The sequence below is a fragment of the Streptomyces sp. NPDC058955 genome (assembly GCF_042741435.1).
Classification (GTDB): domain Bacteria; phylum Actinomycetota; class Actinomycetes; order Streptomycetales; family Streptomycetaceae; genus Streptomyces.
On record NZ_JBHYKM010000068.1, the window covers coordinates 1 to 20,567 of the forward strand.

Genomic DNA, 20,567 nt, shown 5'->3' on the forward strand with positions numbered 1-20,567 from the left:
GGGCCCTGCCCCGCGCCCGGACGGCTGCTCATCGCCCTCGGAGTGGACCGGAACTGAGCGCCTGACTCTCGCCCCGCGACCGTCAGGCCCCATTCCGGCGCACCACCCACTCCGAGGACGTACCCACACCCATGCACGCCCCCCTGCCCCTGCACGCCCCCGTACCCCCGCACGCGCCCCTGTCGCCGTACGCGCCCCTGTCGCCGTACGCGCCCGCGCGTCCCCATCCGACCGTCGGCAACACGCCCGTGCTGTGGACCGACGACGGCTACTGGGCCAAGCTCGAAGGCTTCAACGCCGGCGGGATCAAGGACCGCCCGGCGCTCCACATGGTCGAGGAGGCCCGCCGCCGCGGCGATCTGCGGCCCGGCGCCCCCATCGTCGAGTCGACCTCCGGCACCCTCGGCCTCGGGCTCGCCCTCGCCGGGGTGCTCCACGGCCACCCCGTGCACGTCGTCACCGACCCCGGCCTGGAGCCCATCGTCGAGCGGATGCTCGTCGCCCACGGCGCCACCGTGCACGTCGTCACCGAACCCCACCCGCACGGCGGCTGGCAGCAGGCCCGCAAGGACCGGGTCGCCGACCTCCTCGCCCGCCTCGACGGCGCCTGGTGGCCCGACCAGTACGGGAACCCCGACAACCCCGCCGCCTACGCCGGGCTCGCCGCCGAACTGTCCGGGCAGCTCGACCGGATCGACGTCCTCGTCTGCGCGGTCGGCACCGGCGGCCACTCGGCCGGCATCGCCCGCGCGCTGCGCGCCACCAGCAGCCCGGCCCTGGAGCTCGTCGGCGTCGACTCGATCCGCTCCACCGTCTTCGGCCTGCCCGCCGGGGACCGGCTGATGCGCGGCCTCGGCTCCTCCATCCATCCGGCCAACGTCGACCACGCCGCCTTCGACGAGGTCCACTGGGTGGCCCCGGCGGAGGCGGTCCGCTCCGCCCGGCGGCTCGCCGCCCGCCAGTACGCCACCGGCGGCTGGAGCGTCGGCGCGGTCGCCCTGGTGGCCGGCTGGCTCGCCCGCACGCGCCCGCGTGGCACCCGCATCGCGGCCGTCTTCCCCGACGGACCCCAGCGCTACTTCGACACCGTCTTCAACGACGCCTACTGCGCCGCCCACGGCCTCCTCGACGGACCCGTACGGGACGAACCGGCCGCGTACGAGGGGCCCGAGGGGATCGAGGGCTGGACCCGGCGGGTCCTGGACCGGCGGGCGGGTGCGGCGCGTTGAGCACCACGAGCACCGCCGCCGCCGCGCCCCGGGGCGGCCTCTGGAAGCGGAGCCGCACCTTCGGTCCGGCCGTCCGGCTCCTCTTCCTCAACCAGCTCACCATCAACCTCGGCTTCTACATGCTGATGCCCTACCTGGCCGCCCACCTGTCCGACGGGCTCGGCATGGCGGCCTGGACGGTCGGGCTCGTCCTCGGCGTCCGGAACCTCTCCCAGCAGGGCATGTTCCTCGTCGGCGGGGCGCTCGCCGACCGGTTCGGCTTCAAGCCGCTCATCGTCGCGGGCTGCGCGCTGCGGACCCTCGGCTTCGGCGGGCTCGCCCTCGCCCAGTCGCTGCCCGTGCTGATCGCCGCCTCGCTCGCCACCGGCCTCGCCGGCGCCCTCTTCAACCCGGCCGTCCGCGCGTGCCTGGCGGCGGAGGCGGGCGAGGAGCGCCGGGTGGAGGCGTTCGCCCTGTTCAACGCCTACTACCAGGCCGGCATCCTGCTCGGGCCGCTGGTCGGGGTGGCGCTCACCGGGGTGTCGTTCCGGCTGACGTGCGTGGTCGCCGCCCTGCTCTTCCTGGGGCTGACCCTGGTCCAGCTGCGGCACCTGCCGGTCTCGGCGGGCGGCGGACGGCCGGAGCGGAAGGAGCCCGGGGCCCGCGGCCCGTTCCGTACCGTCCTCGGCAACCGGGTCTTCTGGCTCTTCTCGCTCGCCATGACCGGCTCGTACGTGCTGTCCTTCCAGGTCTATCTGGCGCTGCCGCTCGCGGCGGGCGGCACCGGCGTCACCACCGCGCTCTTCGTCGTCTCCGCGCTCGTCGCGCTCGCCGGGCAGCTGCGGATCACCGCCTGGTGCGCGGCTCGGCTCGGCCGCGAGCGGAGCCTCGTCGTCGGGCTCGCGCTGATGGGCGGCGCGTTCCTGCTGCCGGCGGCGCTCGGCCGGGGCGCACCGGCGCTGCTGCTGTGCGCGGCGGTCCTCGCGGTGGCGAACGCGGTGCTCTACCCGTACGAGATGGACACCGTCGTCGCGCTCTCCGGGGGCCGCTGGGTGGCCACCCACTACGGGCTCTACAACACCGTCTGCGGGATCGGGATCACGCTGGGGAACCTCGGCACCGGCGTGCTCCTCGACGTCACGGGATGGACGGCGGTGCCGTGGCTGGCGCTCTGCGCCGTCGGCCTGGGCTGCGCGGCGGCGGTCGCGGCGCTCGGGCGGGGCGGACGGCTGCGGACGGCCGCGGAGGAGTAGCGGAGGAACCGGGGCGGGTACGGGCTCCGCCCGCCGACGGACCCGCCCCCCCCCCGCGGGGGGGCCGCGGCCCCCCCCCCGTACGGGGTGGACGGGGATCAGGGCAGGACGTGGTCGGCGTTCAGCACCGTGCCGCGCTCGGGGCGGTACAGGTCGAAGCCCCGGGTGTCGCACTGGAGGCCGCCGTTGATGCAGTGGTCGACCAGGGCCTTGAGGGTGCGCTCCTCCCACGCGTTGAAGAAGTCGTAGTGGAAGGAGAAGCCGCGGCCGCTGGCCAGGCGGACCCGGCTCATGTCGCCGTTGACCGGCCACGCCATCTTGAACTCGATCATCGGCAGGGCGACCGGGTGGGAGGCCGGGCACATGTTGTCGTTGGTGCCGGGCTTCACGACCGGGTAGGCCATGTGGCTCTTGTGGTCGGGGGTGTCGAGGTGGAGCCCGTTCCAGCAACTGGGCGCCTGCATGCGCAGGTTGAGCTGGACGTCGGGCCGGCTCGGACAGCTCGCCGGGAAGTCGGTGTTGAAGAAGCTGTCACCGCATTCCCAGCCCTCGACGAAGCCCTTGTGGGCGCGGAACTCCTGCTCGGTCTGCGTCGGGTCGCCGACGACGAAGCGAAGCCCCTTGGGGAAGGGACGCACGCTGCGGTAGTCGGTGACGCCGGCCTTGTAGTAGATGACCTGCGGGCCGACGGGCAGGATCTTCTGGTCGCCGTTGTACAGCGAGGGCATCCAGTAGGCGGAGGCGTCCGCGGGCGCCTTGCAGGTGGTGGCGCCTCCGTAGAGGGAGGCGGTGGTGCTGGCGGCGTTGGTCGAGGTGTTGCCCATGAACGTGTGGTCGTGGGACTTGCCGAACTGGCCGGGGTAGACGATCGGGTCGTCCGGCGCGGTGTGGGTGACGGCGCAGCCGGCCTGGAACTCGTGGTGGTAGGCCGGGGGCGGGGTCTCCGTGGACGGGGTGACGCCGGTGACCGGCGGGTTCGCGGGGATGTATCCGTCCCCGTCGGCGTCGTCGCCCGACGCCTGGGTGGAGGCGGCCATCTGGTGGCCGACGTGGTTCGCGGCCGCGGCGACGGCGGGCGGGATGCCGTCGTCCGGGTCGGTGGCCTGGGCCATCGTGCCGATGCCGAGGGCGCCGGCGATGAGGGCCGTACTGACGAGGAGTACGGAGAGCCGCTTCGGACTCGATCTCATGGGGATCTCCTCAGTGGGGTGGGAGGAAGGGTGGTGCGGGCCGGTCAGCTGTAGACGCCGAACTCGTGGAGGGAGTAGCCCCAGCCGGTGCCGCGTGCGGTCAGGTGCAGGCGGACGTGGCGGGCGGTGGCCGCTGCCTCGATCGTGTCGATGTCACCGTTGCCGGCGGTCTGGGTGTGGATCGTGCGCCAGTTCTGGCCGTCGTCGGAGACCTGGACCTCGTAGGCGCGGGCGTAGGCCGGGTCCCAGACGAGCTGGAGGCGGGAGAAGGCGCGGACGGAGCCGAGGTCGACCTGGATCCACTGCGGGTCGGCCCAGTCGCTGGCCCAGCGGGTGTTCGGGTTGCCGTCGGTGGCGTTGCCGGCCGGGCAGGGGCAGTCGCCGTAGGACGCCTGGAAGGAGGAGGCGGTGGTGGTGCGGCCCTGCGCGAGGTTGGTGCCGGCGACCGGCGGGGCGACGACCTTCATCGACCTGGTCTCGATGCCGGCGTTGCCGCGGCCGTCCTCGGCCTGGACGTACACCTTCCACACGCCGAGCTTCTCGGGGGCGGTCACGGTGAGGGAGCCGTCGGCGTTGCGCCGGTGCGGGGTCTCCAGGAGGCGCTTGTCGCCGTTGGCGTAATTGCCGCTGAGGAAGACCTTGGTGGTGACGGCGTCGCCGTCGGGGTCGCGGACGTCGGCGCGGATCGTGAACTCGCCGCCGGCCGGGGCGGATCCGGACGGGGTGACGGTCATGTTCGAGATGACGGGCGGGGTGTTGTCGCCGGCGGTGCCGCCCGTGTACGCCTTCTTCAGGGCGTAGTAGGAGAGCCGCTTGAGACCGTCGGGCAGGAGGTTGAACCAGACGCCGCCGAAGTCGTGCTCGGTGCCGTAGTGGAAGACGGTGGCGCCGAGCGCGACGCCCTGGTGGCCGGTGACGCAGTTCCAGGCGCGGGTGTAGCCCTCGGCCTTCTGCACGTCGGTGGGCTCCTCGGCGACGCCGTTGGCGTCCTTCGGGGTCTCCCACTCCCCCGCCGGGCCGGTCTCGGTGATGAGGTACGGCTTGGTGTAGCCGCCCTGTTCCCAGTCCTCGCGGACGCCGCACATGTCGCCGTAGGCGTTCATCGCGTACAGGTCGAGGTCGGGGGCGTTGCGCTTGTAGTAGGGCCAGGCGCCGGTCCACGCGTCCGTCGAGGTGACGGGGTGGTCGGGGTCGATGGTGTGGATCTTCTTTGCGACGTCGTTGACGAAGCTCGTGTAGGCGTTGCGCTGGGCTTCGAGCTCGGTGCCGGAGTAGCAGTTCTGGAGGCCGAGCACGGACTCGTTGCCGACGTTCCACATGAGGGTCGCCGGGTGGGACTTGTACTCCTGGACCCACTTCGCGAACTCGTTCAGCATGGTCGTCTTGTACGTGGTGTCGGTGACGTAGTTGGCGCAGCCGCCGGAGCCGGGGCCGCCGCCGGGCTGGAGCCAGAAGCCGTTCATGACGCGGATGCCCTGGGCGGCGGCGGCGTCGAGGAGCGGCTTGGTGGAGCCGTCGGTGCCCCAGGTGCGGATGGTGTTGACGCCCAGCGACTTCACGTCGGGCATGTAGCGCCCGGCGTCGGCGACGGCCGGGCCCCAGGTGACGCCCTTCACGGTGTAGGGCTGTCCGCCGACGGTCAGCTGCCAGTTCCCCTGGCTCCCGGTGACGCGGACGGCGCCGCCGGACTGGGGCGGGGTGCCGCCCTCCTCGCCGTACACCTGGAACTCCCAGAGGGAGAGGCCGTATCCGCCGGCCCGGGTGACGCCCTGGAGGCGGACGTGGCGGCCGGTGCCGGAGACGGCGATCTCGTCGGTGCCGCCGTCGGAGCCGGTCACGGACTTCACGGTCCGCCAGTCCGTGCCGTTGTCGGAGAGCTGGATGTCGTACGCGGTGGCGTGGGCGGCCTCCCAGTTCAGCACGATCCGGCTGACGGTGGCGGTGCGGCCGAGGTCGACCTGGATCCACTGGCCGTCGGTCCACTGGCTGGCCCAGCGGGTGCCGGGGTCGCCGTCGACGGCGGCGGAGGCGGGGAAGCCGGCGCCCTCGGTGGACGAGGCGGTGGCCGTCCTGCCCTGGGAGAGCAGGTTCTCGGCGGCGGAGGCGGGGGCGGCGGTGAGCGCGGTCAGCGAGCCGGCGAGCAGGGCGCCGAGCGAGACGATCGAGCCGGCGGTGCGGGTGCGGGGGCGGATCGGCCGGACCGGTCCGGCGGTGGTGTGCGCGGGCATGACGGCTCCCTTACGGGCGCGAGGGGGAAGAGGATGTGCCTTCCGGGCGGCGCAGCGGGACGGATCGCCGCCCGGAAGGGGTGGGAGGACCGGGGCGTGGCGGCGGGCGCCGCGCCCCGGCGGGCCGTCAGGGGAAGCTGACGACGGTGGAGGGCACGGTCGAGGTGCCGGCGGGGATGGTGGACGCCCCGGTGTCGTTGATGACGTGGTTGTAGTGGCCCATGCCGCCGAGGGAGACCACCAGGAGGCTGTGGAACTTCACCCCGGGCTTGACGGGCGCCTTGAAGCCGTGGTCCTGGACGATCGTCGGGTCCACGTTGTAGTTGCAGTAGCTGCCGAGTCCCCACGCCTCGTGGGTGTTCACCGAGTCGTCGACGCGGTAGGCGGCGTAGCCCTTGGTGGCGCCGTTCTGGATGGCGGCCTGGTCGGGGGCGTCGTACGCCTTCTCGTTCTGGTAGAAGATGGTGCGGCCGCGCTCGCCGTACCACTCGACGTCGTACTTGTTGAAGTGCTCGACGAAGAGGCCGGTGGCGAGGACGTCGTCGCCGTGGACGCGGACGCCGTAGTCGGCGCGGTTGGTCTCCCAGCCGACGCCGTCACCGTGGTCGGCGCGCCAGACCCAGGTGTGGTCGACGATGACGTCGTCGCTGTTGACGACCATGCTGGTGGTGGCCTTGCCGGGGCCGGCGCCGCCGATGCGGATGTAGACGTCCTGGACGGTCGTCGGGTTGGCGGCGTGGTCGGTGGCGGAGTTCTGCGGGCCGAGCTCCAGCAGGACCGGGGAGTTGACCGGTCCGGCGTCGACGAGGAAGCCGGCGAGGCGGACGCCGTCGACGTCGGCGACCTTCATGGCGGCGACGCCGTTGTCCGGGATGATCGTGGCGAGGCCGAGGCCGAGCACGATGGTGTTCGCGCGGTTGATCTCGATCGGCCGGTCGACGTGGTAGACGCCGGGCGTGAAGAGCAGGTGCAGGCCCTGCTGGACGGCCTGGTTCATGGTCGCGGCGGTGGTGCCGGGTTTGACGACGTAGAACCGGGTCAGCGGGATCTTCTCGCCCTGCGGGGTGCCGTTGGCCCAGGTGGTGCCGCGGGCGTTGGTCCGCTTGGCCGGGGAGAAGACCTTGTACTGGTTGTCCTCCCAGATCAGGTACGGCTTCTCGCGCGAGATCGGGGTGGTGTCCAGGGTGGTGTAGCGCGGCTCGGGGAAGGAGGTCGCGGGCGCGCCCTCGGTACCGGAGAAGGTCTGGTTCCAGACGCTGTTGGACCAGCCGCCGATCGTGCTGTCGCGGGTGTACCACTGCTGCTGCGAGTAGTTGCCGACCTGGCCGTCGATCTTGGAGTCGGCGATGTAGCCGCCGGAGGCCCAGCCGTAGCCGTTCGGGGCGAGGTTGAGGCCGCCCTTGACGTGCATGCGGCGGAAGGAGGACGCCTGGGAGACGGCCCACCGGTCCGTGCCGTTGACCGGGTTGAGGGCGAGGCCCTCGGCGCCGCGCCAGAAGTTCTGGGTGGCGTTGCCGTTGAACCAGCCGGCGTCGACGGTGACGTCGCCGTTGATGGTGGTGTCGTCGGGGCGGACGCCGAGGCCGGCGATCTGGGTGTAGAAGCCGAGCTGGGCGTTGAGGCCGTTGTACGTGCCGGGCTTGAGGAGGAAGGCGTGGCGGCCCGCGCCGAACTGGGCGGACTCCTGCTCCTGGAAGACGGCGTCCAGCTTGGCCTGGAGGCCGGGCGTGGACGGGTCGTAGACGTGCACGTTGGGGCCGAGGTCGCCGCCGCCGGGCAGCGTCGGGCCGGTGCCGTCGGTGGAGCCGTACACCTGGAACTCCCAGAGGGAGTAGCCGTATCCGGTGCCCCGGGCGAGGCCGTTCATGCGGACGTAGCGGCCGGAGCCGGAGAGGGCGACCTCGTCGGTCCCGCCGTCGCCCGCGGTGACGGCGGTGACGGTGCGCCAGCTGGCGCCGTCGTCGGACGCCTGGATCTCGTAGCTCCTGCCGTAGGCGGCCTCCCAGGTGAGGACGGCCCTGCTGAGCTGCCGGCTGGCACCGAGGTCGACCTGGAGCCACTGGGGGTCGGCCCACTGGCTGGCCCAGCGGGTGCCGAGGTCGCCGTCGACGGCGGCGGAGGCGGGGAAGACGGCGCCTTCGATGGTGGAGGCGGTGGCCGTCCTGCCCTGGGAGAGCAGGGTCTCGGCGGCCTGGGCCGCGGTCGTGGGGACGACCGCGAGCAGGGTGCCGGCCAGGGCGGCGACGAGGGCGCCGGCCGTGGAGCGGCGGAGTGTGGGGGTGGGGCGCCGGCGAGCCGGCGGGGACCCAACGGGGGACATAAGTCTCCTCGGTGAAACGTGGCGGACACGTGGGAGAGCGCTCTCCCGAAACCTTGCACGGGCCCGGAGTTGACGGTCAAGCCATACGACACGGCTTTTCTTTTGACTTGCATTAAGCATCGATCACGAGGGCGGGCCGGAGCGCGCGGACGTGCCGACCACCGGACGGACCGCACCGATAAAGTGCGTGGATGGGGAATCGAGGACCCACCCTGGAGGACGTCGCGCGCGAGGCGGGGGTGTCGCGCGCGACCGCGTCCCGGGTGGTCAACGGCGTGCGGAACGTGGCTCCGGAGATCCAGCGGGCGGTGCGCGAGGCCATCGCCCGCACCGGGTACGCGCCGAATCAGGCCGCCCGCTCCCTGGTGACCCGGCGCACCGGCGCCGTCGCCCTGGTGCTGTCGGCCACGGGCGGCTCGTTCACCGCCCGGCTCTTCTCCGACCCCTTCTTCGGACGGGTCGTCGACGGCGTCCTCCCGGTGCTCCGCGAGCGCGCCGTGCAGCCCGTGCTGCTGGTCGCGGAGTCCGAGCCGGCCCGGGCGCAGCTGGTCGACTACCTGCGGCGCGGCGGGGCCGACGGCGCGCTGGTGGTGCCGCTCGACGAGGACGACCCGCTGCCCGGGATGCTCGTCGCGGCCGGACTCCCGACGGTGCTCTTCGGCAGCCCCGGCGCCGGCGTCGGCTACGGCTGGGTGGACCTGGACAACGCGGCGGGCGCCCGGCTGGCCGCCGACCGCCTGTGGGCGTCCGGGCGGCGGCGCCCCGCGACGATCGCGGCGCCCGTGACGGCCCCGGCCGCGCGCGCCCGCCTCGACGGCTTCACGGCGGCGCTCGCGGCCCGGGGCGTGACCGACGTGCCGGTCGAGCACGGGCTCTTCACCGAGGAGAGCGGCCGGGAGGCGATGGCCCGGCTGTGGCGGCGCGACCCGGGGATCGACGGGGTGTTCGCGGCGAACGACCTGATGGCGCGGGGCGCCTGCCGCTTCCTCGCGGAGCGGGGCGTGGCGGTCCCCGAGCGGGTGGCGGTGATCGGCTTCGACGACTCGGTGGCGGCCCGGGCGTCCGCTCCCCCGCTGACGACCGTGCGGCAGCCGGTGGAGGAGATGGCCTCGGCGATGACCCGGCTGCTCCTGGCCCGCCTGGACCCGGGCACGCGGGAGACCGGTTCGAGGGTCTTCGAACCGGTCCTGGTCGTACGGGAGTCGGCCTGACCCGGGAGGGCCGGGCAGGCCCGGAAGACCGCCCCCCTGACGGCAGGGGCGGCCTTCCGGGCGGTCGGGGGTGCCGGTCGGTCAGCCGCGCAGGTCGCGGTGGGCGCGGATGAGTTCCGCGTAGCGGCGGCCGCTGGTCTTCAGGGTGCGCTTCTGGGTGGCGTAGTCGACGTGGACGAGGCCGAAGCGCTTGTCGTAGCCGTAGGCCCACTCGAAGTTGTCCAGGAGCGACCAGGCGTAGTAGCCGGCGAGCGGGGCGCCCTTGCGGACGGCACTCGCGCAGGCGGCGAGGTGCTGCTCCAGGTAGCGGGTGCGGTCGGGGTCGTGGACGGCGCCGTCGGGGCCGGTGGTGTCGGGGAAGGCGGAGCCGTTCTCGGTGACGTACAGCTCGCGGACGCCGTACTCCTCGGTGAGCCGCAGCAGCAGGCTCTCCAGGCCCGCCGCCTCGATCTGCCAGTCCATGCCGGTGCGTGGCACGTCGGGGAGGCGGACCTCGCGGGCGTACGGGACGGGGCCCTCCGGGTCGTCCTCGACGGTCACCGGGAAGTAGTAGTTGAGGCCGTGCCAGTCGAGCGGGGCGGCGATCGTCTCCAGGTCGCCGGGCCGCTCCGGGAGTTCGACGCCGTACAGCTCGCGCATGTCCGCGGGGAAGCCGCGGCCGTACACCGGGTCGAGCCACCAGCGGTTGCCGTGGCCGTCCATGCGGCGGGCCGCGGCGAGGTCCTCAGGGCGGCTGGAGGCGGGCTCGACGGTGGAGTGGTTCGTGACGAGGCCGACGCGGGCGCCGGGCGCGGCGGCCCGGATGGCGGCGGTGGCGAGGCCGTGCCCGAGGAGCAGGTGGTACGAGGCGCGAACGGCGGCCGTCAGGTCGGTGAGGCCCGGCGCCATCCGGCCCTCCAGGTGGCCGATCCAGGCGGAGCAGAGCGGTTCGTTGAGGGTGGCCCAGCGGGTGACGCGGTCGCCGAGGCGGTCGGCGACGACGGAGGCGTAGGCGGCGAGGTGCTCGGCGGTCTCGCGGGAGGTCCAGCCGCCCCGGTCCTGGAGGGCCTGCGGCAGGTCCCAGTGGTAGAGGGTGACGTTCGGGGTGATGCCGGCGTCGAGGAGGGCGTCGACGAGCCGGTCGTAGAAGTCGAGTCCGGCGGCGTTGACGGGGCCGTCGCCGCCGGGGACGACCCGGGGCCAGGCGATCGACATCCGGTAGGCGTCGGTGCCGAGCTCCTTCATCAGGGCGATGTCCTCGGGCCAGCGGTGGTAGTGGTCGCAGGCCGTGTCGCCGGTGTCGCCGTTGTCGATCGCGCCGGGGACGCGGGAGAAGGTGTCCCAGATGGAGGGGGCGCGGCCGTCCTCGGCGACGGCGCCCTCGATCTGGTAGGCGGAGGTCGCCGTGCCCCAGGCGAAGGAGGGCGGGAAGGCCGCCAGGTCGATCGGGGCGGCGGTGGGGTCGGACACGGGGTGCCTTTCTGCGGTGCGGGGTCGGGGACCGGACTGGTCGTGGCGCCGGGGAGTCGTCACTTGACCGCACCCGCGGTGAGGCCTGCGACGAGGTAGCGCTGGAGGAGGAGGAACCCGGCGACGACGGGGACGCTCACCACGAGGGAGGCGGCCATCACCTGGTTCCAGTAGACGTCGTTCTGGGTCGCGTAGCCCTGGAGGCCGACGGCGAGCGTGCGGGTGGTGTCGTTGGTCATGACGGAGGCGAAGAGGACCTCGCCCCAGGCGGTCATGAAGGCGTAGACGGCGACGGCGACGATGCCGGGCCGGGCGGCGGGCACGATGACGCGGAACAGCGCGCGGATCGGGCCGCAGCCGTCCACCTTGGCCGCCTCGTCCAGCTCGCGCGGGATCGAGTCGAAGTAGCCGGTGAGCATCCAGATGGAGAAGGGCAGCGAGAAGGTCAGATAGGTGAGGACCAGGCCCTCGCGGGAGCCGAAGAGGGCGATCCCGGTGGCGTTGCCGATGTTGACGTAGATGAGGAAGAGCGGCAGCAGGAAGAGGATGCCGGGGAACATCTGCGTCGACAGGACGGTGACGGTGAAGACCCGCTTGCCGCGGAAGGTGTAGCGGCTGACGGCGTACGCGGCGAAGATCGCGACGGCCACGGAGAGGACGGTGGCGGCGCCGGAGACGACGAGCGAGTTCACGAAGTAGTCGGCGAGCGGCACCGTGTCCCAGATGTCCGCGTACGGGCGCAGGGTGAGCCCGGACGGGATCCACTCGAACTTCCCGGAGACGTCCTCCAGCGGCTTCAGCGAGCTGGACACCATCACGTACACGGGCAGCAGGACGAAGCCGGTGAGGAGGGCGAGGACGATCCGCCGGGTCCACAGGAAGGAGCGGGGCGGGGCCATCGGGGAGCGCGGCCGGGCCGCGCGCGCGGCGGCGGTGTCAGACATCGGAGGTCTTCCTTCCGCGGGTGGTGAGCAGGAGGTAGACGCCCGTGACGAGGAGGAGGAAGAGCAGCAGGAGCACGGACATGGCCGAGCCGGTGCCGAAGTTCCAGGTCTGGAAGGACGACTGGTAGATGTGGAGCGAGATGAGGTCCGCCGCTTCGGGGGCCGCCTCGCCGAAGAGGACGAACGGCGTGTTGAAGTCGTTGAAGGTCCACAGGAAGAGGACCAGGACGAGGACCTGGTTGACGGAGCGCAGGGACGGCAGGGTGATGTGCCGGATCTGCTTCCAGACGCCGGCGCCGTCGAGGGCGGCGGCCTCGTACATGTCGCGGGGGATGTTCTGGAGTCCGGCCATGACGGTGAGGAAGGCGAACGGCCAGCCCTTCCAGACGGAGACGGCGAGCAGGGCCCAGAAACTGTTGTCGCCGATGAGCCAGAAGGCGGGGCTGTCGCCGATGCCGAGCTGGTCGTGGAGGACGTGGTTGATCAGGCCGTTGTCGCGCTGGAACATGAACGCCCAGGTGATGACGGCGGCGTAGACGGGCAGCGCGTACGGGACGAGGAAGAGGGTGCGCAGGAAGCCCCGGCCGCGGAAGTTCTCCTGGAGGAGGATCGCGGCGGCCGTGCCCAGCAGCCAGCACAGGCCGACGGAGAGCAGGGTGAACTGGCAGGTGGTGAGGAAGGACTTGAGCAGCGACTGTCCGACGGCCCCGTCGAAGTCGATCGAGACCGAGAAGTTGTCCAGTCCGGCCCAGGGGGCGGAAGCCCAGTCGCGGATGTAGAACTGGGTGAGTTCCTTGAAGCTCATGCCGATGCCCATGAGCATCGGCACCAGGTGCACGAGGAGTTCGAGCAGCAGCGCGGGCAGGAGCAGCAGGTAGGGCAGTGCGAGGCGGCGGCGCCCGGAGCGGCGCGCGGTGGGCGCCCCTCCGGGTGCGGCCTTGCGCACCGCCGGCTCCCGCGCGGGGGTGACGGCGGTCTGGGTCATGGGCGCGGTGCCTACTTCTTCGGCATCTGCTGCTGGGCCTTGTCGAGCTTGGCCCTGACGGACTCGGTGGTGACGGGCCGGCCGGCGGCGGCGTCGGCGAAGAGCTCCTTGACGGCGGTGCCGACGACGGTCTCGAACTGGGACTCCTCCGGGACCTGCGGGAGGGCGGCGGCGCTGGTGGCGAGGGTGTCGCGGATGACGGCGAGGGACGGGCCGGAGAAGGCGGGGTCCTGCTGGGCGCCCTTGACCGGCGGCACGGAGCCGTAGGTCTTGTTGAGGGCGGTCTGCTCCTCGTCGCTGGTCATGAACTTCACGAACTTCAGGGCGCCGTCGAGGTTCTTGGTGTTCTTGAAGACGGCGAGGTTGATGCCGGCGACCATGGAGTTGGTGGCGGTGCCGGTGCCGGGCTTGCCGGCCGGGACCGGGGCGGGGACCACGCCCCACTCGTCCTCGGACATGCCCTGGGAGGCGAAGGTCTGGGACGGGGTCTGCCAGAGGACCATGCCGGTGCGGTCCTTGGCGAAGTCGCTGAGGGACTGGTTCTGGGCGTACTCGGCGTTGCCGGGGGCGACGATCTTGTGGGTGGCCATGAGGTCGACGTACTGCTTGACGGCGGCGACGGCGCCGTCGGAGGTGAAGTCGGCCTTGCCGTCGGCGGTGAAGAAGTCGGCGCCGTGCTGCTTGCCGAGGACGAAGACCTGGTGGATGTTGTTGGACAGGTTGGAGCCCTCGACGCCGATGCCCCACTTGCCGTCCTTGCTGAGCTTCTTGCCGGCGGCGATCACCTCGTCCCAGGTCGTCGGCGGCTCGGCTATGCCGGCGTCCTTGAACATCTGCTTGTTGTAGTAGAGGGCGTAGGCCATCGAGTAGAGCGGGACGGCGGCCGGGTCCTGGCCGGGGACGCCGGTGGAGCCGAGCGCGGAGTCGACGAAGCGGTCCTTGCCGCCGATGGCGTCGAAGTTCTTCGCGTCCCAGGGCAGCAGGGCGCCGGTGGCCTGGAGGGAGGCGCTCCAGGTGTTGCCGATGTTGAGGACGTCGGGGCCCTGGCCTGAGGTGGCGGCGGTGAGGATGCGGTTGAGGAGGTCGGACCACGGGATCACCTCCAGCTTGACCTTGACGCCGGTCCGACGCTCGAACTCGTCCAGCTCGGGCTGCAGGACCTTCTTGTCGACCTCCAGGCTGGAGCCCTGGTTGGAGGCCCAGTAGGTGAGGGTCTTCGTCGCCTGGCCGCCGCCGTCCTCTCCCCCGCCGCCGCAGGCGGTCGCGGTGAGGACGAGGGAGAGGGTGACGGCACCCGTGACGGCGGCTCTGATTCTGCGCATGGCTCCTGGTCCCTTTCAGGGAAGGCGGGAGGACCGACAGGGGGAGCGCCCGGACCGCTCTCCGCCGCGTCGGCTTAATTTAGGATGTGAGTTAAACCCCATGAGAAGGTCGCGTCAAGGCTTGTCGTGCGGGTATGTTGCAGCGGACGACTACGACGGAAGGGGGCGAGCGTGCACGCGAAGAGTGGCCGCACGGTGCGCGACCTGCGGCGCGAGAACCGGACGGCCGTGCTGCGGAGGCTCTATTTCGACGGCCCGATGAGCCGGCTCATGCTCGGCCCCGCGACCGGGCTCTCCTCGGGGTCGATCAGCAACGTGGTCGCGGAGCTGGTCGCCGAGGGCCTGGTCGAGGAGGCCGGCAGCGTCGACTCGGCGGGCGGGCGGCCGCGCACCCTGCTGAGGATCGCCCCGGACAGCGGCTGCATGATCGGCGTCGACATCGGCGAGACCCGGGTGCGGATCGAGCTGTTCGACCTGGCGCTCACCGAACTGGCCCGCACCGAGCGCCCCTTGGCGCCGTCCGGGCCGAGGACCGCGCGGTACGAGGTGGCGGTGGTCGTGGACCACCTGCGGGACGGCATCGCCGAGGTGCTGCGCACCGCCGGGGTGCCCGCGGAGCGGCTGCTCGGCGTCGGGATCGGCGTCCCCGGCATCGTCGAACGGACGGCGGAGCGCGGGGCGGTGGTGCACGGGCAGACGATCGGCTGGGACGCGGTGCCGCTGGAGCGGCTGCTGCGCGAGAAGGTCGCGCTGCCGGCGGAGGTCCCGTACCGGATCGAGAACGGCGCCAAGACCCTGGGCCAGGCCGAGATGTGGTTCGGCGCGGGCCGGGGGGCCCGCAGCGCGGTGGTCGTGCTCTTCGGCTCCGGCGTCGGCGCGTGCGTGGTGACGGACCCGCTGGGCCCCGGCCAGGCGCTGGAGTGGGGCCATCTGACGGTCCGGGTGCGGGGCCGCCGCTGCCGCTGCGGCGCCCAGGGCTGCCTGGAGGCGTACGCCGGCGCGGAGGCGCTGCTCGAACGCTGGCGGGAGGCGGGCGGCGAACCGCCGGCGGGCGCGGACGAGGAGACGGCGCTGACGGCGATGCTGGCCGCCGCGTACCCGGCGCACGCCGGGCCGGGCGACCCGGTGGCGCTCGCCGTGCTGGACGAGACCGCCGAGTACCTGGGGGCCGGGCTCGCCGATCTCATCAACCTCTTCCAGCCGGAGCGGATCCTCGTCGGCGGCTGGGCCGGGCTCCAGCTCGGCAGCCGGTTCCTCGCCCCGGTGTCGGCGTACGCCCGCGCGTACGCGCTCCGCCACCCCGGCGGGCGTACGGAGATCACGCTCGGCACGCTGGGGCCCGAGGCGGTCACCGTCGGGGCCGGGCTGCTGCCCCTGGTGGACTTCTTCGCCCTGGGCGGGCGCCGCCCCGAGCGGGCGCCGAGCATTCCGGCGCCCGCCTGGCAGACGGCGCTGCGCGACCGGGTCTCCGGCTGAGGGGCGGTCCCGCGCCGGCTACGCGTACGGGTCGAAGGGGATCCCGGCCGGCTTCGCCTTGGCGAGGTGGTCGGCGAAGCTGCCGTCCTTCAGTCCGAAGTGGGCGCTGCCGAAGTCCGCCTGGCTCAGCTTCTCGCGGATGCCGGGCGGGTAGCCGTTCCAGCCAACGAGGGCGGGGAACTGCCAGGTGCCCCGGTGGTTCTCGGGCGGCTCGTCGTTGGAGTTGGCGGCCCGGAAGCAGTGGGTGCCGATGCCGTCCTTGTGGTAGACGACCTTGGGGTGGGTGCCGTCCCAGCGGATGGCGTCCCGGCCGTGGACGGTGAAGGACCCGTGGTTCGAGGTGGAGACGTACTGGGCCTGCCCGTTCTGGATCCAGACGACGACGTGCTCCCAGTCGTGCCGGTGGCCGCCGAGACCGCTGCCCCAGACGGCCTGGTCCTTCTCGAAGTAGAGGCCGTAGATGACCGCGCACCAGCCGTTGTTGCAGAGCGAGCGGGCGTAGCCGTTGGTGTTGGCGAGGTCCCAGGAGTCCCGGCACTGGCTGTTGACCGTGCCGGACGGGTTCAGCCCGGGGTTGAGCGTGCCGTCCGGGCCGATCGCGGGCGTCGGGTAGCAGCCGTCGGTGTCGTAGTCGTACGCGGGCTGGTAGGTCTGCTCCAGGCCGTCCGCGTTCGCGGGGAGCGCGGTCGGCGGGGCGGCGAGGGCGGTGCCCGGGACCGCGAGGAGGAGGGCGAGGGCGCTGCCGAGGACGGCGGCGCCCTTCGTGACGCGACGCGAGGTCTTCAACTCCGGCTCCCTGGTGGGGTCGAGGGGGGTGGCGGTGCGGCGGTCGCGCCGGGTGCCCGGCGGGACGGACGACCGCGCGCTGACATGCCCACTCCAAGCCGCGGCCAAACGGCCGGCAACCGCCGGACAGGCGGACACGTCCTGATCAGGAGTGCCGGGGGAAGACCGGGGAAAGGGCGGGTGGCGGTGGCGGGGCGGGAAGGGAAACCGGGGACACGGCGGATCCGGTGGCCGCGGCGGATCCGGCAGGCGCGGCGGATCCGGCGGTCGCCGCAGGACGGGCGCCGGCGCGGCCGGCTGCTCGCCGGACTCGGCGTCGCGACCGCCGGACTGCTCGCGCTCCACCGGTTCGTGCCGAACACCCCGGGGCGGCTGGGCAGTCTGCTGGAGACCTTCCTCCTCTGGCTCGGCCCCCTCACCGCGCTGCTCCTCCTCTGCGCGGCGGTGCGGCGCGCCCGCACGGCGCTGCTCGTCCTGCTCCTCCCGGCCGTGCTCTGGGCCGCCGCCTTCGGTCCGCGGCTGCTGCCCGCGGAGCCGCCCGGCCCGCGCGAGCTCACCGTCGTCCAGCACAACGTCGCCGACGACAACGCCGATCCGGCCGGCACCGCCCGGGCGCTGGCGGACTCCGGCGCCGACCTGATCGCCCTCCAGGAGCTGGTCGCTCCGGCGTCGGCCGTCTACCGCCGGGAACTCGCGCCCCGCTACCCGTACCACGCCGTGCGGGGCACGGTCGGCCTCTGGTCCCGCCACCCGCTCGGCACCGCCCGGGCGCTCGACATCAAGCCCCGGGACATCACGGAGCCGTGGCAGCGGGCGCTGCGGGCCGAGGTGCGGACACCGTACGGGGAGGTGGCGGCGTACGTCGTCCACCTGCCGTCGGTCCGGCTCGGGCCCGGCGGGCTCGGGTCCGCCCGGCGCGACGAGAGCGCCGCCCGCCTCGGCCGGATACTCGCCGCGGAGGAGTCGCGCCGGGTGGTCCTGGCGGGCGACCTCAACGGCACGGTCGACGACCGCGGCCTGGCCCCGCTGACCTCACGCCTCGGCACGCCCGCGCGCGGCCTCGCCCTCAGCTACCCGGCCGCCCTCCCCGTGGCCCGGATCGACCAGGTCCTGGCGCGCGGCGGACGCGTGCCGGCGATCCGCGCGCTGCCCGCCACCGGAAGCGACCACCTGCCGGTGCTGGCCCGGGTCGCGCTGGACGCGGAGGCGTAACCGGTCCGCGCTCCGCCCGCCGCGCGTCACACGGCGGCGCGGTGGAGGGCGTCCAGGGCCGCGAGCTCGTCCTCGGTGAGGCGCAGCGCGCCGGCCGCCACGTTCTCCTCCAGGTGGCCGGGGTCGCCGGTGCCGGGAATGGCCAGGACGTGCGGGCCGCGGTGCAGCGTCCACGCCAGCCGCAGCTGGGCGGGGCTCACCCCGCGGGCGCGGGCGATCGCCTCCACCGCGGCGTCCTCGTGCGCGGGTGCGCCGGCCTCCCGGCCGGAGCCGGCGATCGAGTAGAACGGCACGAAGGCGATGCCCTGTTCGCCGCAGAGGCGCAGGAGCGCGTCGCGGTCGGGCGAGACGCCGATGCCGTACATGTTCTGGACGCAGACCACCGGTGCGATGGCCTGGGCCTCGGCGAGGTGGTGCGGGTGGATGTTGGACAGGCCCAGGTGGCGGACGAGCCCGGCGTCGCGCAGTTCGGCGAGCGCGCCGAAGCGTTCGGCGATCGAGTCGGTGCCGACGATGCGGAGGTTGACCACGTCGAGGTGGTCGCGGCCGAGCCGGCGCAGGTTCTCCTCGACCTGGCCGCGCAGTTGCCCGGGGGTGGCGTGGGTCAGCCAGTTGCCCGAGGGGCCGCGGCCGGGTCCGACCTTGGTGGCGATGACGAGGTCGTCGGGGTAGGGCGCGAGGGCGCTGTTGATCAGTTCGTTGGCGCAGCGCAGCGACGAGAAGTAGAAGGCGGCGGTGTCGAGGTGGTTCACGCCGAGGTCGACCGCCCGGCGCAGCACCGCGATCGCCTGGTCGCGGTCGCGCGGGAGGGCGCCGGGGGCGAACGCCTCGCCGTGCTGGGGCAGCCGCATGGTGCCGAAGCCGATCCGGTGGACCGTGCGGTCGCCGAGCTGCCAGGTGCCCGACGCCGACGCGTCGGTCGTCTGTGAGGTCATGGCGGGATGATCGCCCCGCGGTAGCCTGTCGGGCCATTGATTCACGTATGCACGAATCCTTTGTACGAATCCTTCGGGGAGGGATGGCGTGGCGGAGCTGGCGTTCTCGGCGAACGACCTCGCGCAGGTGCGGTTCGCCGTCTCGCCGATGTGGGAGGTCGCGCCCGGCTTCCGGCTGCTGACCTCGGACACGGCGCATCCGGTCCACCGGCCCTGGGTCGAGCAGGTGCGTCCCCGGGTGGTGGCCGCCGGACTGGACCGGGGGTGGCTGGCCGAGCTGGTCGGCCCGTCCGGCTATGTGCCCGACTTCCTCAACCCGGCCCCGGCCGGGCCCGCGCCCACGGCGGCGGACGAGTGGACCGCGATCGCGGCGACGCCCGCCGACCGGGTGCGCCGGGACCTCGACCACCTCGCCCGCCACCGGGGTCGGCTCGGCCCCCGCCTCTCGGGCCTGCGCGCGGATCCGGCCGCCCGCCTCGCCAAGGTCGCGGAAGAGCTCGAAACCTACTGGGAGGTGGCGCTCGCCCCCTACTGGGCACGGATCAGGGCGGTCCTGGACGCCGACGTCTTCCACCGGGCCCGCACCCTCGCCGAGCACGGTGCCGGCCGGCTCTTCGACGACCTGCACACCTCGGTGAGCTGGGACGACAACGCGCTCACCCTGGCCCGCCGGAAGCGCGGCATGCCCCGCCGGTCCGTGGGTGCGGGCCTGCTGCTGATCCCCTCCGCGTTCACCGGCCCCGGCCTGCGGACCCGGGTGTGCCCGCCGGACCCGCCGCAACTCGCCTATCCGGCCCGGGGCGTCGGGGCGCTGTGGGAGACGCGGCCCGCCACCGGGGCCCGCGCGATCGCCGCGGTCCTCGGCCGGTCACGGGCGCTGCTGCTGACCGAGCTGGGGTCACCGGCCTCCACCACCGAACTGGCCCGCCGCACCGGGCTCTCCCCCGCCGGGGTGTCCCAGTGCCTCACGGCGCTGCGCGGCGCCGGCCTGGTCAGCGCCCACCGCGCCGGCCGGTCCGTCCTCTACGCCCGCACCGCCGCCGCCGAAACCCTCCTCGCGGCCTCCTCCGGCTGAGGCGGTGCCCCCGAGGAGGATCCGGGGCCGGCCGTCCGGGCCGGGGCGGGCGGAGGCGGTGAGGGTGGCGGGGTGGCCGAGGGAGTCGCCCATGTCGACGGCGAGGTCGAGCGGGCGGCCCGGCTCGGCGAGGTGGGCGGCGAGGCAGGCGGTGCTGTTGGCGTTCGCGATGTCCTCGTCGACGCCGATCGACGGGGCGAACATCCGGGCGGCGGCCCGGCCTTCGCGCGTCGGCGCGGAGTAGGCGTACACGCCGAGCAGCCCGAGCCGGTCGCAGGCGGCCCGCAGCAGCCCGAAGTCGGGTGCGAGGGCGGCGAGTTCGTACCGGTCCGCGACGGGGAGCAGCAGCCGGGGCCGCCCGACGGAGGCGACGCGCCCCGGCCCGGCGGGACCCCGACCGAGGCCGAGCGCGGGCAGCAGGAGCTCGTACGCGGCGGGCTCCGGCTCCCGCAGTTCGACGGGCCCGGGGTCGAAGGCGGCATGGATCAGCCCGTCGCTCCCGGGCCGGGCCCGCCCGGCGAACACCCGCCCGGCGGTCCGCAGCAGCCCGTCGAACTCCCCGGCGCGGGCGGCGATGCGGGCGAGGGCGGCGACGGTGCCGTGCCCGCAGGCGGGCAGCTCCCCCTCGGAGGTGAAGAACCGCAGGGCGTACGCCGGCCCGCCCCCTCCGGCGGCCGTCGAAGGGGTGACGAAGACGGCGTGCGAGGCCCCGGCGAGCCCGGGAACCCGCCGCCGCTCGTCGTCGGTGAGCGGCGGTGCGGAGCGGGGCTCGTCGACGACGGCGGTGGGGCTGCCGCCGGTGCCCTCGCGCAGGCAGGCTCGGACGATCGTCGGTGGTCGGGTCACCCGGGCACCGTAACCTCCCGAACGCCCCCTGGGCCACGGGGCGTTGTGCGGGCCGTCCGGGCCGGTGGCCGCTTCGGGAGTTGTACGCGGGAGGGGTTGACGGGGGCTCGGCGGCTCCATAAGTTCA

15 protein-coding genes and 1 pseudogene are annotated in these 20,567 nt (G+C 73.5%); 6 read left to right on the forward strand and 10 right to left on the reverse strand.

The genetic code is table 11. The annotated features are described in order from the left end of the window. Positions 1-131 precede the first annotated feature (131 nt). Both ACFW1I_RS23945 and ACFW1I_RS23950 read left to right on the forward strand, forming a co-directional pair. A complete protein-coding gene (locus tag ACFW1I_RS23945; protein WP_384673337.1) occupies positions 132-1,229 on the forward strand; it encodes a PLP-dependent cysteine synthase family protein in 1,098 nt (365 codons plus the stop codon). Next, entirely contained in the window at positions 1,226-2,461 is a 1,236-nt protein-coding gene (locus ACFW1I_RS23950; RefSeq protein WP_384673339.1) for an MFS transporter, read from the forward strand. Before ACFW1I_RS23945 ends, ACFW1I_RS23950 begins: the two co-directional genes overlap by 4 nt. Positions 2,462-2,559: 98 nt before the next feature. On the opposite strand, the gene ACFW1I_RS23955 is transcribed toward ACFW1I_RS23950, so the two are convergent. The 3 genes from ACFW1I_RS23955 to ACFW1I_RS23965 form a co-directional block, all read right to left on the reverse strand. Further along, a complete protein-coding gene (locus ACFW1I_RS23955) occupies positions 2,560-3,651 on the reverse strand; it encodes a DUF1996 domain-containing protein (protein WP_384673341.1) in 1,092 nt (363 codons plus the stop codon). 44 nt (positions 3,652-3,695) lie between these two features. After that, positions 3,696-5,879, reverse strand: a complete 2,184-nt coding sequence (locus tag ACFW1I_RS23960; RefSeq protein ID WP_384673344.1) for a discoidin domain-containing protein — start codon at positions 5,877-5,879, stop codon at positions 3,696-3,698. Positions 5,880-6,006: 127 nt separating this feature from the next. Beyond that, on the reverse strand, positions 6,007-8,199 hold the full coding sequence (locus ACFW1I_RS23965) for a discoidin domain-containing protein (RefSeq protein WP_384673346.1): 2,193 nt from the start codon (positions 8,197-8,199) through the stop codon (positions 6,007-6,009). Between the two features lie 191 nt (positions 8,200-8,390). Between ACFW1I_RS23965 and ACFW1I_RS23970 the strand changes: the two genes are divergently transcribed. Continuing rightward, entirely contained in the window at positions 8,391-9,410 is a 1,020-nt protein-coding gene (locus ACFW1I_RS23970) for a LacI family DNA-binding transcriptional regulator (protein WP_384673347.1), read from the forward strand. 81 nt (positions 9,411-9,491) lie between these two features. Here ACFW1I_RS23970 and ACFW1I_RS23975 read toward each other — a convergent pair whose 3' ends face one another. The 4 genes from ACFW1I_RS23975 to ACFW1I_RS23990 are packed head-to-tail and all read right to left on the reverse strand — an operon-like array spanning position 9,492 to position 14,110. Beyond that, complete coding sequence (locus ACFW1I_RS23975) at positions 9,492-10,859, reverse strand: GH1 family beta-glucosidase (protein WP_384673350.1); 1,368 nt, start codon at positions 10,857-10,859, stop codon at positions 9,492-9,494. Positions 10,860-10,918: 59 nt separating this feature from the next. Beyond that, positions 10,919-11,758: a carbohydrate ABC transporter permease gene (locus ACFW1I_RS23980; RefSeq protein ID WP_384673403.1), complete on the reverse strand. Its 840-nt coding sequence runs from the start codon at positions 11,756-11,758 to the stop codon at positions 10,919-10,921. A 37-nt stretch (positions 11,759-11,795) separates the two neighbouring features. Further along, positions 11,796-12,788: a carbohydrate ABC transporter permease gene (locus ACFW1I_RS23985; RefSeq protein ID WP_384673352.1), complete on the reverse strand. Its 993-nt coding sequence runs from the start codon at positions 12,786-12,788 to the stop codon at positions 11,796-11,798. 11 nt (positions 12,789-12,799) lie between these two features. Next, the gene (locus ACFW1I_RS23990) at positions 12,800-14,110 is read right to left on the reverse strand and encodes an extracellular solute-binding protein (RefSeq protein WP_384673355.1); all 1,311 of its coding nucleotides are present in this window, start codon (positions 14,108-14,110) and stop codon (positions 12,800-12,802) included. A gap of 171 nt (positions 14,111-14,281) precedes the next feature. Between ACFW1I_RS23990 and ACFW1I_RS23995 the strand changes: the two genes are divergently transcribed. Next, positions 14,282-15,586, forward strand: coding sequence for an ROK family protein (locus tag ACFW1I_RS23995; RefSeq protein ID WP_384673357.1), 1,305 nt, complete (start codon positions 14,282-14,284; stop codon positions 15,584-15,586). 18 nt (positions 15,587-15,604) lie between these two features. On the opposite strand, the gene ACFW1I_RS24000 is transcribed toward ACFW1I_RS23995, so the two are convergent. Beyond that, positions 15,605-16,372, reverse strand: coding sequence for an NPP1 family protein (locus tag ACFW1I_RS24000; RefSeq protein WP_384673359.1), 768 nt, complete (start codon positions 16,370-16,372; stop codon positions 15,605-15,607). 258 nt (positions 16,373-16,630) lie between these two features. On the opposite strand from ACFW1I_RS24000, the gene ACFW1I_RS24005 reads away from it, so the two are divergent. After that, positions 16,631-17,584 (forward strand): endonuclease/exonuclease/phosphatase family protein, encoded by a 954-nt coding sequence (locus tag ACFW1I_RS24005; protein ID WP_384673406.1) that lies wholly within the window; start codon positions 16,631-16,633, stop codon positions 17,582-17,584. Positions 17,585-17,610: 26 nt separating this feature from the next. Here the strand turns inward: ACFW1I_RS24005 and ACFW1I_RS24010 are convergent, their stop codons facing one another. Beyond that, entirely contained in the window at positions 17,611-18,519 is a 909-nt protein-coding gene (locus ACFW1I_RS24010; protein ID WP_384673360.1) for an oxidoreductase, read from the reverse strand. Between the two features lie 148 nt (positions 18,520-18,667). Here ACFW1I_RS24010 and ACFW1I_RS24015 point away from each other — a divergent pair, with 148 nt between their 5' ends. After that, a complete protein-coding gene (locus ACFW1I_RS24015) occupies positions 18,668-19,594 on the forward strand; it encodes a DUF5937 family protein (protein WP_384673409.1) in 927 nt (308 codons plus the stop codon). A 60-nt stretch (positions 19,595-19,654) separates the two neighbouring features. Here ACFW1I_RS24015 and ACFW1I_RS24020 read toward each other — a convergent pair. Beyond that, positions 19,655-20,560: pseudogene (locus ACFW1I_RS24020) on the reverse strand (PhzF family phenazine biosynthesis protein); the annotation flags it as partial. Positions 20,561-20,567: the final 7 nt, after the last annotated feature.

What these genes read in the sequence shown, in the direction of transcription:
- ACFW1I_RS23945 (WP_384673337.1), top strand. Translation starts at nt 132, where the DNA reads ATGCACGCCCCCCTGCCCCTGCACGCCCCCGTACCCCCGCACGCGCCC.
- ACFW1I_RS23955 (WP_384673341.1), bottom strand. Translation starts at nt 3,651, where the DNA reads ATGAGATCGAGTCCGAAGCGGCTCTCCGTACTCCTCGTCAGTACGGCC.
- ACFW1I_RS23960 (WP_384673344.1), bottom strand. Translation starts at nt 5,879, where the DNA reads ATGCCCGCGCACACCACCGCCGGACCGGTCCGGCCGATCCGCCCCCGC.
- ACFW1I_RS23965 (WP_384673346.1), bottom strand. Translation starts at nt 8,199, where the DNA reads ATGTCCCCCGTTGGGTCCCCGCCGGCTCGCCGGCGCCCCACCCCCACA.
- ACFW1I_RS23970 (WP_384673347.1), top strand. Translation starts at nt 8,391, where the DNA reads ATGGGGAATCGAGGACCCACCCTGGAGGACGTCGCGCGCGAGGCGGGG.
- ACFW1I_RS23980 (WP_384673403.1), bottom strand. Translation starts at nt 11,758, where the DNA reads ATGGCCCCGCCCCGCTCCTTCCTGTGGACCCGGCGGATCGTCCTCGCC.
- ACFW1I_RS23985 (WP_384673352.1), bottom strand. Translation starts at nt 12,788, where the DNA reads ATGACCCAGACCGCCGTCACCCCCGCGCGGGAGCCGGCGGTGCGCAAG.
- ACFW1I_RS23990 (WP_384673355.1), bottom strand. Translation starts at nt 14,110, where the DNA reads ATGCGCAGAATCAGAGCCGCCGTCACGGGTGCCGTCACCCTCTCCCTC.
- ACFW1I_RS24010 (WP_384673360.1), bottom strand. Translation starts at nt 18,519, where the DNA reads ATGACCTCACAGACGACCGACGCGTCGGCGTCGGGCACCTGGCAGCTC.
- ACFW1I_RS24015 (WP_384673409.1), top strand. Translation starts at nt 18,668, where the DNA reads ATGTGGGAGGTCGCGCCCGGCTTCCGGCTGCTGACCTCGGACACGGCG.